Source organism: Citrobacter sp. Cb004 (assembly GCF_030337065.1).
GTDB lineage: Bacteria > Pseudomonadota > Gammaproteobacteria > Enterobacterales > Enterobacteriaceae > Citrobacter > Citrobacter braakii.
In genome coordinates this window covers 229,413-241,334 of record NZ_JAOWCH010000046.1, presented here as the reverse complement: position 1 = coordinate 241,334, position 11,922 = coordinate 229,413, and the positions used below count along the sequence as shown (strand labels likewise).

Here is an 11,922-nt window from a genome sequence, read left to right as displayed (position 1 = left end):
AACTCTGATGAAAAACTGGAAGACAAGTGCAGAAGCAATCCTGACCACTGGCCCGGTTGTACCGGTTATCGTGGTTAATAAACTGGAACACGCGGTGCCAATGGCAAAAGCGCTGGTTGCAGGGGGCGTGCGCGTTCTGGAAGTGACCTTACGTACCGCATGTGCGATGGATGCCATTCGCGCGATCGCAAAAGAAGTTCCCGACGCTATCGTTGGTGCGGGTACCGTACTGAATCCACAACAGCTGGCTGAAGTCACTGAAGCGGGTGCGCAGTTTGCTATCAGCCCGGGCCTGACCGAGCCGCTGTTGAAAGCTGCAACTGAAGGCACTATTCCGCTGATCCCAGGCATCAGCACCGTGTCTGAACTGATGCTGGGTATGGACTACGGTTTGAAAGAGTTCAAATTCTTCCCGGCGGAAGCAAACGGCGGTACTAAAGCGCTGCAGGCAATTGCGGGTCCGTTCTCTCAGGTCCGTTTCTGCCCAACCGGCGGTATCTCTCCAGCGAACTACCGTGATTACCTGGCACTGAAAAGCGTGCTGTGCATCGGTGGTTCCTGGCTGGTTCCGGCAGATGCGCTGGAAGCTGGTGATTACGCACGCATTACCAAGCTGGCTCGTGAAGCAGTCGAAGGCGCGAAGCTGTAATAACGCAAAATGCCCGGTAATCATTACCGGGCCTGCGAGTCTGAAACGGGCCATCTGGCCCGTTTTTTATCCTGCGACTTTCACCTGTGCCGCCGCGTCTTTCGCGCGTGTCACCGCGTCTTCAATACTCTGCGCTGTGGCCAGCACAACGCCCATACGACGGCTCCCGTCGATGTCTGGCTTGCCGAAGAATCTGACTTGCATACCTGTGCCCACAGCGGCCTGTACGTTATCAAACGTGACATTCTGGCTGGTAAGCTGCGGCAGAATAACGGCAGAAGCAGAAGGCCCATACTGACGGATTGCGCCAACCGGCAGACCGAGAAATGCGCGTACATGCAGGGCAAACTCAGACAGATCCTGCGAAATCAAGGTCACCATACCCGTGTCGTGAGGGCGAGGGGAAACTTCGCTGAAAATGACCTCATCACCGCAGACAAATAGCTCTACCCCAAACAGACCGTGGCCGCCCAGCGCCAGCACCACCTTACGGGCAATCTCCTGCGCTCGAGCCAGCGCCAGGTCACTCATTTGCTGCGGCTGCCATGATTCGCGATAATCGCCATCTTCCTGACGATGTCCTACCGGTGCGCAGAAATGCACGCCATCAACGGCGCTGACGGTAAGCAGGGTGATTTCAAAATCAAAATTCACTACGCCTTCGACGATAACGCGTCCGGCACCTGCTCGGCCGCCTTGTTGAGCATAATTCCAGGCTTCAGTGAGTTGATCGGCGGAACGGATAAAGCTCTGTCCCTTACCGGAGGAACTCATTACCGGCTTCACGATGCAGGGATAGCCGATTTCGGCGACGGCCTCGCGAAAGCGGGCTTCGCTGTCAGCAAAGCGGTAAGAAGAGGTCGGTAGAGATAATTCTTCGGCGGCGAGACGACGGATTCCTTCGCGGTTCATGGTCAACTGCGTCGCCCGGGCGCACGGCACGATGTTTTGACCGTCCTGTTCCAGTTTTACCAGCATATCCGTGGCAATCGCCTCTATTTCCGGCACGATATAATGTGGTTTTTCACGCTCGACGAGCTGGCGTAAAGCATCGCCATCCAGCATGTTGATTACGTATGAGCGATGGGCAACGTGCATGGCTGGCGCGTCGGGGTAACGATCCACGGCAATGACTTCCACACCCAGGCGTTGGCATTCAATCGCCACCTCTTTACCCAGTTCACCTGAACCTAATAACATCACTCGCGTTGCTGCGGGACGCAGCGCTGTGCCTAATAACGTCATAAATTAATCCCCTGTTTTATCTGGGCGCAGTATATACGAAAACGTTTGCGTCTGTCTTTATTACCAGGTTGATTTCAAGGCGCAAAAAGAATATACTGTACATAAATACAGGTAATTTAAGAGGCTGCAAAAATGGCGGTTGAAGTTAAATACGTAGTCATTCGGGAAGGTGAGGAAAAAATGTCGTTTACCAGCAAAAAGGAAGCCGATGCGTATGACAAAATGCTTGATACAGCAGATTTGCTCGACACATGGCTGGAGCAATCGCCGGTAGCGCTGGAAGACGAGCAGCGCGAAGCGCTTTCCCTGTGGCTGGCTGAGCAGAAAGATGTGCTGAGCGCCATTCTGAAAAACGGCAAGCTGCCCTCTCCGCAGGCGGTCGAAAACGATGCGCACGCTGAGGATGATACTCAGGCTGCCTGAAACGACTTGCGCTCCTGACGTTTTGTACCATGCTTTTCCCTGAATCATTGTGCAATCCCTGACGTCTTTTCACGTTGCAACAGGCAACCTGAAGGACGAAGGGGAGATTAAGGAGAAAAGAATGTATAAAAAAAGAGCGTTGTTGAGCCTGCTGTTGTTGTCTGCCAGCGTAGCTGTATTTGCGGCAAATATGGAAAGCAAGAAAGTTCAGTTCCCCAAGTGCGAAGGACTGAATGCTGACGGTATCGCGGCGAGCGTGAAACGTGATTATCAGCAAAATCGCATCGCGCGCTGGGCTGACGATCAAAAACGTGTCGGGCAAGCCGATCCTGTCGCCTGGGTCAACACGCCCGATATTACGGGCAAAGATGGGAAATGGTCAGTTCCCCTCACGGTTCGCGGTAAAAGCGCGGATATTCACTACCAGGTAAAAGTCGACTGCAAAGCCGGAACGGCGGAGTATCAGTCGCAGTAACGAAGGTAGAAGGTATTTGCACTTCTTTTGATGACCTGAACACTTCCTGACATCCCCTCGGGTACGCTTTGATGATTATTCGTCTGTACTTGAGGGGCAACATGGCTAACTGGCTGAATCAACTTCAATCTCTTCTTGGGCAAAAAGGATCTTCCGCGTCATCTTCTGGTGAGCAAGGGCTGAGTAAACTTCTGGTTCCCGGCGCGTTAGGCGGTCTGGCAGGATTACTGGTTGCCAACAAATCTTCACGTAAATTACTGAGTAAATACGGCACCAGCGCGCTTCTGGTGGGCGGCGGTGCGGTTGCCGGTACCGTGTTATGGAACAAATACAAAGATAAGGTTCGCGCGGCGCATCAGGGTGAGCCGCAGTTCGGTGCACAAAGCTCGCCGCTGGATGAGCGAACCGAACGACTGATCCTGGCGCTGGTTTTTGCGGCGAAAAGCGATGGTCATATTGATGCCAAAGAACGTACCGCCATTGAGCAGCAGCTCCGTGAAGCAGGCGTGGAAGAGCAGGGCCGCGTTCTGATCGAACGCGCCATTGAACAACCGTTAGATCCTCAGCGCCTGGCACAAGGGATCCGCAACGAAGAAGAGGCGCTGGAAATTTACTTCCTGAGCTGTGCGGCGATTGATATCGACCACTTTATGGAGCGTAGCTATCTGAACGCGCTGGGCGATGCGTTGAAGATCCCGCAGGATGTTCGTGAAGGCATTGAACAGGATCTCAAGGAACAAAAACAGGCTTTACCGGGTTAATTACTTACCGTTAAGGCGCATGTTTCGCTTGCATCATTGCTGTCTTTTGCCACCCTTATAGGATGTTTAAGCAAAAGAACAATGACATGCTACCAAAAGCTTCTCGTATTCCCCACGCCATGACGAATCATGGCGATACCCGTGTTGATAATTATTACTGGCTGCGAGATGACACCCGCTCGCAGCCAGAAGTGCTGGATTATCTGCAACAAGAAAATGCGTATGGCCGCCAGATTATGGCCTCGCAGCAGGCATTGCAGGATCGCGTCCTGAAAGAGATTATCGACCGTATCCCGCCTCAGGATGCTTCCGCCCCCTATGTGAAGAATGGTTATCGCTACCGGCATATTTATGAACCGGGGTGCGAATATGCCATTTATCAGCGTCAGTCTGCCTTCAGTGAAGAGTGGGATGAATGGGACACCTTGCTGGATGGTAACCAGCGCGCGGCCCACAGTGAGTTTTATACGCTGGGGGGACTGGCGATATCTCCGGATAACACCATCATGGCGTTGGCCGAAGATTATCTCTCTCGTCGGCAATATGGTGTGCGTTTTCGCAATCTGCAAAGCGGCAACTGGTATCCGGAAGTGCTGGAAAACGTTGAAGCGGATCTGGTCTGGGCGAATGACTCGCAAACCTTCTATTACGTGCGCAAACACGCAACGACGCTGCTCCCGTATCAAGTGTGGCGGCATACCGTCGGCTCGCCGTCATCACTGGATGAGCTGGTGTATGAAGAAGCCGATGACATGTTTTATGTCAGTCTGCATAAAACCACCTCGTTACATTATGTGGTTATTCATATCGCCAGCGCGACCACCAGTGAGGTTTTGCTGCTTGACGCAGAACTGGCGGATGCCGAGCCGTTAGTCTTTTTAGCGCGACGCAAAGATCACGAGTACAGCCTCGATCACTATCAGCATACGTTTTATCTGCGTTCCAACCGTCAGGGTAAAAACTTCGGCCTGTACCGTACCCGTGTGCGTGATGAACAAGCCTGGGAGACGCTGATCCCGCCGCGCGACAGCGTCATGTTGGAGGGCTTTACGCTGTTCACAGACTGGCTGGTGGTGGAAGAGCGTCAGCGGGGCTTAACCAGCCTGCGACAGATTAATCGTAAAACGCGCGAAGTGGTCGGCATCGCTTTTGATGATCCGGCGTATGTGACATGGCTTGCCTATAATCCAGAACCTGAGACATTGCGTCTGCGTTATGGCTATTCCTCCATGACCACACCGGACACGCTGTTTGAACTGGATATGGACACCGGAGAACGTCGCGTACTCAAACAGACGGAGGTCCCAGGGTTTGATGCGGCGAACTACCGTAGCGAACACGTCTGGATCACCGCGCGTGATGGCACCGAGGTTCCGGTTTCGCTGGTTTACCATCAAAAGTATTTCCTGAAAGGGAAAAACCCGTTACTGGTCTACGGCTATGGCTCGTATGGCGCCAGCATGGACGCCGATTTCAGCAGCAGCCGCTTGAGCTTACTGGATCGCGGCTTTGTTTATGCCATTGCTCATGTGCGTGGCGGCGGCGAGTTAGGACAGCAGTGGTACGAAGACGGTAAGTTTCTGCTCAAGAAAAATACCTTCAATGACTACCTCGACGTCTGCGACGCGCTGCTAAAAATGGGTTATGGCGCGCCTTCGCTGTGTTATGGCATGGGGGGGAGCGCCGGAGGAATGTTAATGGGTGTTGCCATTAATGAGCGCCCGGAACTCTTCCATGGCGTCATTGCGCAAGTGCCTTTTGTCGATGTGGTGACCACGATGCTGGATGAGTCCATTCCCCTGACGACCGGTGAGTTTGAAGAGTGGGGGAATCCGCAGGACGAAGAGTATTACACCTACATGAAAAGCTACAGCCCGTATGACAATGTTACAGCGCAGGCTTATCCTCATCTGCTGGTTACGACGGGATTACACGACTCCCAGGTGCAATACTGGGAACCGGCAAAATGGGTGGCAAAACTGCGTGAGCTGAAAACGGACGATCGTCTGCTGTTACTCTGCACGGATATGGATTCCGGGCATGGCGGAAAATCCGGGCGTTTTAAATCATACGAAGGCGTGGCCCTGGAATACGCGTTTTTGATCGGACTGGCGCAGGGGACACTGCCTGGGCAGGCGTCTGCTCAGGCGTTATCCAGATAGTGCTTCAGCGTTAAGCGCAGCTCCGGGCTCATACTGTCGAGGTTATTAAATAACCAGCGCAGATAGCCCGGATCGCGTTCAGCCACTTCTGATACAGGTTTTCCGCGATACTTACCAAAAGTGAAAGTAGTGAGTAACGCAGGACGGCCGGTAATATCGACCATCTGTTCTGCTGACCAGCCTGACGTTTGTATGATGTCGATCAGCAGTGCCGCGGTGATGTAGCAGTCGTACAGGGCACGGTGATGATGCAGGCCAGCTGGAGTCTGCACGCTCAGTTTGCGCGATTTATACAGCGCCATGTTGCTGTATTTGATTCCTGGCCACAAACGACGGGAGAGTTTCATGGTGCAAATCCACTCCCCGGGCATGTCGGGTAATACGCGGCGATCAAAACTTGCATTGTGCGCCACGTACCATTCGCTGCCGTAATATTGGGGGATGACATCTTCAATCCACGGCTTATCGGCCACCATCGCTTCCGTAATGCGATGAATTGCCATCGCCTCAGGGCTGATGGGGCGGTCAGGACGCACCAGGTGGCTCATGGGGTTGACTATTTTTCCGTCAACCACATCGACAGAAGCAATCTCAACAATGCCTCCCTGCAGACCACAGGTTTCCGTATCTATTATGCGCAACATGCCATGCTCCTGACCCAAAACGATTAGCGTAAAGGAATGATATCACCTTGCCAACCCCGTGGCGTGCGTTGACCGGTTAAGAGTAAGGAACCGCTGTCTGCGCGAACAATCAATCGACCTTGCTCATCCCATAACGCGCTGCTGCCACGCGCATTGGCCATTAATACCGCAATGGCAAATTTATGCGAGAAACTCTGTAGACGAGATGTGGAGGAGAGCAATTCGGGCTCACTGACAGACTGACTGCTGGTGAATAGCGAGTACGCCGGGTCGATATCGATACCTTCCGGCTGGCTATCCACAACACTGATGGCATTTTGCTGTCTGGCGATACAGGCCCCGTGGCTCTGATGAAACATTAAGGGGGAGGTCATCCAGGGAGAGAAAAGCGCGATACCTTTTACGAACCGATTGTTATGTTCTACCGATAGCCCCGCAATAATCGTCATGCGATAAGTCACGGCTGCATGCGCGAGAGGTTCTAACAACGCTTCATCGGGTGGGGCAGGGAGCGCGTCATTCTCATCAACACAACCCAACAGGGAAAGGGAGGGGAAAACCAGCAATTCACATTGGCATTGAGCGGCTGCCTGAATGAATTGCAGGTGATGCGCGACATGTTCGGTAACTGAGGTTTGAAGAGGTTCGTACTGTGCTGCTGCGATTTTCCAGTGCGACATAATGATTTCCTTTTCATAGTGTCTACAACCATCTTTAAAGTATAGATTAAGAATATACTTATACTGTAGCAGGCATCATGTAAGGAATCGTAACGTAATATAAGTTTTATTTAACTTTAGGCTCGTAGGGTAAACGTGAAAGGGAAACGGATGCCAGACGGTGCGCGATCAGTCTTTCCCGAAACCAGTCGCGTAAATGTTCGGGCTGTTCACGCTCAACGACTTCGGCAACAACCGGCATGTTGTATCGCTCCTTAAATGCGACACCCGCCGCGGCCAGGTCAACATTGACCTTTTCCATTTCAGCTTGCTCAAGTTTGGCCAGATTGATGTTCATGGGCTTCTCCTTTTCTCTGTCTTTCGGCGCGCAAAGTTACTAAGAGTGTGCATTAATGGCAAGACCGAAATGATGATTCTCGACTCGATCATTGTAGAAGGTTATTCTCTATAGATTAGACATAACAAAAAGGAATAGTTGAAATGGCTTCATCTGCATCTATGCTTCGCAACGCTCTCATCGTACTCGCCAGCCTTCTGGCAACTCCCGCCGCCCTGGCTCATGCTCACCTGACGAAACAAAGCCCGGCGGCTAATGCCGATGTTGCGGTATCTCCTCAGGCGTTGACGCTGAATTTCTCTGAAGGTGTCGAGCCGGGATTCAGCGGCGCAACGCTAACAGGCCCAAACAAAGAACAGATCAAAACGGGCAAGGCATCACGCAGTGAACAGGACAAAACACAACTGATTATTCCGCTTGCTCAAACGCTTGAGGCCGGAAAATATACTGTCGACTGGCACGTCGTCTCCGTGGATGGCCATAAGACAAAGGGGCAATATACCTTTAGCGTGAAATAACCGATGCTGGAATTTACCTGGGTTGCACTACGGTTTATCCATTTTACCACGTTGATGCTGGTCTTTGGCTGTGCGCTCTACGGCGCATGGCTGGCTCCCGTTTCGGTTCGTCGTTTAATGATGCGTCGTTTTTTGCGTCTGCAACGACATGCCGCAGCGTGGAGCTTTATTAGCGCGACGCTGATGCTGGCGATCCAGGGTGGTTTAATGGGCTCAGGCTGGCGGGATGTTATTTCTAGTGACATATGGGGCGCCGTGTTGCAAACGCAGTTTGGCGGCGTCTGGTTATGGCAGATTATCCTCGCGTTGGTCACGCTGGTGGTGGTAATTATAGTGCCGCGCAGCATGCCGCGAAGGCTGTTAATGCTGACGATTGCGCAGTTTATTTTGCTGGCTGGCGTCGGACACGCGACGCTGCATAGCGGTATCGCTGGTGCAATCCAGCAGGTTAACCACGCCTTGCATTTGGTATGCGCTGCCGCCTGGTTCGGCGGTTTGCTGCCCGTACTTTACTGTATGCAAATGGCGCAAGGCCGCTGGCGGGAACAGGCCATCAATACTATGATGCGTTTCTCCCGCTACGGGCATCTTTTCGTTATCGGAGTTTTACTTACCGGTATCATGAATGCGCTGTTTATTGTCGGTTTTTCTGTTCCCTGGCACATGGCTTACGGGCAACTGCTTTTGTTAAAAGGTGCTCTGGTGATGCTAATGGTGGCGATTGCGCTGGTGAATAGGTATGTTCTGGTACCACGCATGCGGCAGGATAACCGCAGTATGACACTCTATTTTGTTTGGATGACTAAGCTGGAATGGGGAATTGGGGCCGTTGTGCTGGCGATTGTCAGCCTGTTTGCAACCCTCGAACCTTTCTGATTGATGGATTGGCGAAACGCATGAAAAAAATCATTATCTCGTTATTACTACTGGCAAGTTCAGGGGCCGCGCTGGCTGCGCCACAGGTCATCACCGTCAGCCGTTTTGAGGTTGGCAAAGATAAGTGGGCGTTTAATCGGGAAGAGGTGATGCTGACCTGCCGTCCTGGTAACGCGCTGTATGTCATCAATCCCAGTACGCTGGTGCAATACCCATTGAATGATGTTGCCAGACAGCAGGTAGAGAGTGGGAAAACTACGGCGAAGCCGATCGAGATTATCCAGATTGACGACCCGGCGAAACCGGGCGAAAAAATGAGCCTCGCACCGTTTGTGGAGCGTGCAGAAAAGCTCTGCTAATTGTCAGATGTAGCGTTCTGATTTCCAATAAAAAACCGCAAGTCTCTCTCAGGAGAACTTGCGGTTTTTACGTTTGGATGTGTGACAATCGTCCTTTTTTTCAGGCCACTTTAGTCGCGGACTGGAAAACCTGGCGCTGTCATCTATTCTTAAATGGCAGGGTAACTTAGCCTGCATTAATGCCAACTTTTAGCGCACGGCTCTCTCCCAAGAGCCATTTCCCTGGACCGAATACAGGAATCGTATTCGGTCTCTTTTTGTGTGGATTTTATTTCAATCACTTAGGACATCATGTCCGAAAGTTTCCGAAATTTGTCCGCATATCACAATTCGGGATTTCTTCCTTATACCACACTGCTTTTAACATTTACACTTCATTTGCGCAGAAAAAGATCAGATCGTGATGCCCATTTTTTCCTGTTCTCCAGGCGTATGGTCTGCTTATGCGCCAGCATTTCAGTTGTCACTAGTGCCGAGAGGTTTAGACTCACTTGTATCAATAGCGGTATAATTATCCATCAATTGATGCCGTTCTGGCCCCTGATACATGGACTCAGTTTCTCAATAACGAGATATAAGAAATGGAAAAGTTAAAAGAAAGACTCGTGATGGAGATTGGTAATGCTGAAGATCTCTCTGCAGCATTAAAACTATACACCAGTTTCTATCTATTAATCCCAGAGTATAAATTTGTCTTTTCATCGCCTAAAGGGCCATATCCAGGGTTTCAAACTAACAAGAAATTCAAGCATGGGGCGTCTATACGCTCTTTATTCAATGATGAAAATGTTTTCGTTATGGATCCTCAAACCATAGAGGAAATGTTCAGCGATAAAGGACACTCCACATTTAAAATAGATTACTCAATATCTCTTGATAGCCAGGCATTAAGTTATCTCAGACCATATATCAATGGTAAAGGTTCTGGTCTGGATGATGACATCGAAGAAATATTTAAATTTATTTCTCATCAGAATACACAAGTAGACTCTGTGTTATATGAGCTGGAGAACCTTAAAAATCTGGATGAGAAAGAGAATCACCATAAAATATTCGATAAGTTGATGGGTTACGAATTTATAAAAGATGTTGATCTCGTTAAGTCAGGAACCAGCGGAATATTGACCTCAAAAATATCGCAAGGTGAGCTTTTTATTAATACCGACAGACATTTTAGCTCACTGCTCACTAAAAACAAAGACTCTGAGTTCAGGCGTGCGTTAAGAGACAGGCACGATAGTATTTACGCTTATGTTCTTATGATGAGTATCATCCAAATCAAATCGCCTGCCAGATCGCTCAAAAATAAATTGATCGATCTATTAAGTTTTGCTCACACCAAAGTATGCTTTTTGGCGACAAGAGAGTTAATTCTAGCGAGTGAGTTTTTTATACGAGGGACAGAATTTAGGTTTTTTAACAAAATACATAAAAAGTCGAAAAATATGTGGTCGGCATTACATGGTATGGCCTGGGATCTGACTCATTGTCGGTATTTAGAGCAAGCACTTACCTTCAATACAGGAAATGATGAGCGATATTTTTTCCCTGGAATATTGACTTGTGACAAAGGTTTTATTGAGGCGATGGAGCTCACGCCGCTTAAGGCCGTTGCATTTGATACCAAAGGTGGGCCGCCGTTGCTGTTTTATCATGAACATGATGTGATAAAAATTACCGGGGATATCCCTGCGGTTAATGATTTCTATCAGGAATTGTGTTGTAAACAGAAAAGAGAAGAAAGAGCTCGTGCGCGTAATGCACCCACTTATGACCTGCAATCTATAGTAGCTGAACTGGAAGCAGAACTGGAAGCTGTTGCGTTAGTACCTCGTCGACGCGTGGATAGCGTAGGACCGTGATGTATGATTCGGTCGCTCTGTTTTTTACTGCTATGGTTTAATTTAGAACAGGGCAATATTTGTGTACAGGAGGTCAAATGGGACTGCCTGACAATGCTTATCAAAGAGTGGAAGCGACGCGCTGGCGACATGTTTGGGTGGTTGGGGATATCCACGGTTGCTTCTCATTATTGATGGCGAAATTGCGCCTGTGTCATTTTGATCCGTGGCAGGACCTGCTGGTTTCAGTGGGGGATGTTATCGACCGCGGACCAGACAGTCTGCGTTGCCTGAAACTACTGCGTAAACGCTGGATTATCGCGGTCAGAGGGAATCATGAACAGATGGGGCTGGACGCGCTGGCAACCGGGGAGCAATTCCTGTGGTTTATGAATGGCGGTTCGTGGTTTGCGCAGGCGGAGCAGCCAGCGGCGACAGCCGCTCTTGAAACGTGTCGGCAATTACCCTGGATTCTGGAGCTGCGTTGCCAGAACGGCATACACGTTGTTGCTCACGCAGATTACCCTGATGATAATTATCAGTGGCAAAAAGAGGTCGATTTACAGCGGGTACTGTGGGATCGCACAAGGCTGATGAATAAAGGCAACGGCATTCGCGGCGCGGATCACTTTTGGTTTGGTCATACGCCTCTGCGTCAGCGGCTGGATCACGAGAATCTGCACTATATTGATACCGGTGCGGTGTTTGGCGGCGAGTTAACGCTGGTGCAACTGCAATAATCAAAAATCGCTGTATTCCTGGGCCGGACGCCAGAAGCTGTCGATGTAGTCATCCGCGGGTAAACATCCGCCGTTACGAATACGCTGATCGTCCATCGATATCAGGCACTGCTGCTCAGTTTTGTAGACATCAACAACGATATCTTCACAACCGCCACCCAGGTAGCACACAAAAAGAACCAGCGTGAACATTCCATCCTCAAATGGTAAAG

General features: G+C 50.4%; 15 protein-coding genes. 10 read left to right on the top strand and 5 right to left on the bottom strand.

The window, feature by feature from the left end; genetic code table 11:
* The first annotated feature begins 7 nt into the window (after nucleotides 1-7).
* On the top strand, nucleotides 8-649 hold the full coding sequence (gene kdgA, locus OGV65_RS06360) for a bifunctional 4-hydroxy-2-oxoglutarate aldolase/2-dehydro-3-deoxy-phosphogluconate aldolase (protein WP_016152768.1): 642 nt from the start codon (nucleotides 8-10) through the stop codon (nucleotides 647-649).
* A 66-nt stretch (nucleotides 650-715) separates the two neighbouring features.
* On the opposite strand, the gene purT is transcribed toward kdgA, so the two are convergent.
* Nucleotides 716-1,894, bottom strand: a complete 1,179-nt coding sequence (gene purT, locus OGV65_RS06355; RefSeq protein WP_286454753.1) for a formate-dependent phosphoribosylglycinamide formyltransferase — start codon at nucleotides 1,892-1,894, stop codon at nucleotides 716-718.
* A gap of 132 nt (nucleotides 1,895-2,026) precedes the next feature.
* Between purT and yebG the strand changes: the two genes are divergently transcribed.
* The 4 genes from yebG to ptrB all read left to right on the top strand — a co-directional run bounded on the left by yebG (nucleotide 2,027) and on the right by ptrB (nucleotide 5,715).
* A complete protein-coding gene (gene yebG / locus OGV65_RS06350) occupies nucleotides 2,027-2,317 on the top strand; it encodes a DNA damage-inducible protein YebG (RefSeq protein WP_003833810.1) in 291 nt (96 codons plus the stop codon).
* 121 nt (nucleotides 2,318-2,438) lie between these two features.
* The gene (yebF, locus tag OGV65_RS06345) at nucleotides 2,439-2,792 is read left to right on the top strand and encodes a protein YebF (protein WP_103766151.1); all 354 of its coding nucleotides are present in this window, start codon (nucleotides 2,439-2,441) and stop codon (nucleotides 2,790-2,792) included.
* A 101-nt stretch (nucleotides 2,793-2,893) separates the two neighbouring features.
* A complete protein-coding gene (locus OGV65_RS06340; protein ID WP_016156220.1) occupies nucleotides 2,894-3,553 on the top strand; it encodes a tellurite resistance TerB family protein in 660 nt (219 codons plus the stop codon).
* Between the two features lie 86 nt (nucleotides 3,554-3,639).
* A complete protein-coding gene (ptrB, locus tag OGV65_RS06335) occupies nucleotides 3,640-5,715 on the top strand; it encodes an oligopeptidase B (RefSeq protein ID WP_286454752.1) in 2,076 nt (691 codons plus the stop codon).
* Here ptrB and exoX read toward each other — a convergent pair.
* The 3 genes from exoX to OGV65_RS06320 all read right to left on the bottom strand — a co-directional run bounded on the left by exoX (nucleotide 5,697) and on the right by OGV65_RS06320 (nucleotide 7,376).
* Nucleotides 5,697-6,359, bottom strand: coding sequence for an exodeoxyribonuclease X (gene exoX / locus OGV65_RS06330; RefSeq protein ID WP_181220539.1), 663 nt, complete (start codon nucleotides 6,357-6,359; stop codon nucleotides 5,697-5,699). The genes ptrB and exoX overlap by 19 nt on opposite strands.
* Nucleotides 6,360-6,382: 23 nt before the next feature.
* Nucleotides 6,383-7,039 carry a carbon-nitrogen hydrolase family protein gene (locus OGV65_RS06325; RefSeq protein WP_047415371.1) on the bottom strand — a complete coding sequence of 219 codons (657 nt, stop codon included), beginning with the start codon at nucleotides 7,037-7,039 and terminating at the stop codon, nucleotides 6,383-6,385.
* Nucleotides 7,040-7,145: 106 nt separating this feature from the next.
* On the bottom strand, nucleotides 7,146-7,376 hold the full coding sequence (locus tag OGV65_RS06320; protein ID WP_286454750.1) for a DNA polymerase III subunit theta: 231 nt from the start codon (nucleotides 7,374-7,376) through the stop codon (nucleotides 7,146-7,148).
* A gap of 143 nt (nucleotides 7,377-7,519) precedes the next feature.
* Between OGV65_RS06320 and yobA the strand changes: the two genes are divergently transcribed.
* The 5 genes from yobA to pphA all read left to right on the top strand — a co-directional run bounded on the left by yobA (nucleotide 7,520) and on the right by pphA (nucleotide 11,710).
* Entirely contained in the window at nucleotides 7,520-7,894 is a 375-nt protein-coding gene (gene yobA / locus OGV65_RS06315; RefSeq protein WP_047415373.1) for a CopC domain-containing protein YobA, read from the top strand.
* 3 nt (nucleotides 7,895-7,897) lie between these two features.
* Complete coding sequence (gene copD, locus OGV65_RS06310) at nucleotides 7,898-8,770, top strand: copper homeostasis membrane protein CopD (protein ID WP_049271209.1); 873 nt, start codon at nucleotides 7,898-7,900, stop codon at nucleotides 8,768-8,770.
* Between the two features lie 20 nt (nucleotides 8,771-8,790).
* Nucleotides 8,791-9,129, top strand: a complete 339-nt coding sequence (locus tag OGV65_RS06305) for a YebY family protein (protein WP_003833793.1) — start codon at nucleotides 8,791-8,793, stop codon at nucleotides 9,127-9,129.
* Between the two features lie 581 nt (nucleotides 9,130-9,710).
* Complete coding sequence (locus tag OGV65_RS06300; RefSeq protein WP_181220538.1) at nucleotides 9,711-10,991, top strand: hypothetical protein; 1,281 nt, start codon at nucleotides 9,711-9,713, stop codon at nucleotides 10,989-10,991.
* Between the two features lie 77 nt (nucleotides 10,992-11,068).
* Complete coding sequence (gene pphA, locus OGV65_RS06295) at nucleotides 11,069-11,710, top strand: protein-serine/threonine phosphatase (protein WP_286454748.1); 642 nt, start codon at nucleotides 11,069-11,071, stop codon at nucleotides 11,708-11,710.
* Here pphA and OGV65_RS06290 read toward each other — a convergent pair whose 3' ends face one another.
* Nucleotides 11,711-11,902, bottom strand: a complete 192-nt coding sequence (locus OGV65_RS06290) for a YdfD/YebW family protein (RefSeq protein WP_016152779.1) — start codon at nucleotides 11,900-11,902, stop codon at nucleotides 11,711-11,713.
* Nucleotides 11,903-11,922: the final 20 nt, after the last annotated feature.

Coding starts and splice junctions, on each gene's coding strand:
- exoX (WP_181220539.1), bottom strand. CDS start 6,359: ATGTTGCGCATAATAGATACGGAAACCTGTGGTCTGCAGGGAGGCATT.
- kdgA (WP_016152768.1), top strand. CDS start 8: ATGAAAAACTGGAAGACAAGTGCAGAAGCAATCCTGACCACTGGCCCG.
- copD (WP_049271209.1), top strand. CDS start 7,898: ATGCTGGAATTTACCTGGGTTGCACTACGGTTTATCCATTTTACCACG.
- yebF (WP_103766151.1), top strand. CDS start 2,439: ATGTATAAAAAAAGAGCGTTGTTGAGCCTGCTGTTGTTGTCTGCCAGC.
- pphA (WP_286454748.1), top strand. CDS start 11,069: ATGGGACTGCCTGACAATGCTTATCAAAGAGTGGAAGCGACGCGCTGG.
- purT (WP_286454753.1), bottom strand. CDS start 1,894: ATGACGTTATTAGGCACAGCGCTGCGTCCCGCAGCAACGCGAGTGATG.
- OGV65_RS06305 (WP_003833793.1), top strand. CDS start 8,791: ATGAAAAAAATCATTATCTCGTTATTACTACTGGCAAGTTCAGGGGCC.
- yebG (WP_003833810.1), top strand. CDS start 2,027: ATGGCGGTTGAAGTTAAATACGTAGTCATTCGGGAAGGTGAGGAAAAA.
- OGV65_RS06325 (WP_047415371.1), bottom strand. CDS start 7,039: ATGTCGCACTGGAAAATCGCAGCAGCACAGTACGAACCTCTTCAAACC.
- OGV65_RS06340 (WP_016156220.1), top strand. CDS start 2,894: ATGGCTAACTGGCTGAATCAACTTCAATCTCTTCTTGGGCAAAAAGGA.
- OGV65_RS06300 (WP_181220538.1), top strand. CDS start 9,711: ATGGAAAAGTTAAAAGAAAGACTCGTGATGGAGATTGGTAATGCTGAA.
- OGV65_RS06290 (WP_016152779.1), bottom strand. CDS start 11,902: ATGTTCACGCTGGTTCTTTTTGTGTGCTACCTGGGTGGCGGTTGTGAA.
- yobA (WP_047415373.1), top strand. CDS start 7,520: ATGGCTTCATCTGCATCTATGCTTCGCAACGCTCTCATCGTACTCGCC.
- ptrB (WP_286454752.1), top strand. CDS start 3,640: ATGCTACCAAAAGCTTCTCGTATTCCCCACGCCATGACGAATCATGGC.
- OGV65_RS06320 (WP_286454750.1), bottom strand. CDS start 7,376: ATGAACATCAATCTGGCCAAACTTGAGCAAGCTGAAATGGAAAAGGTC.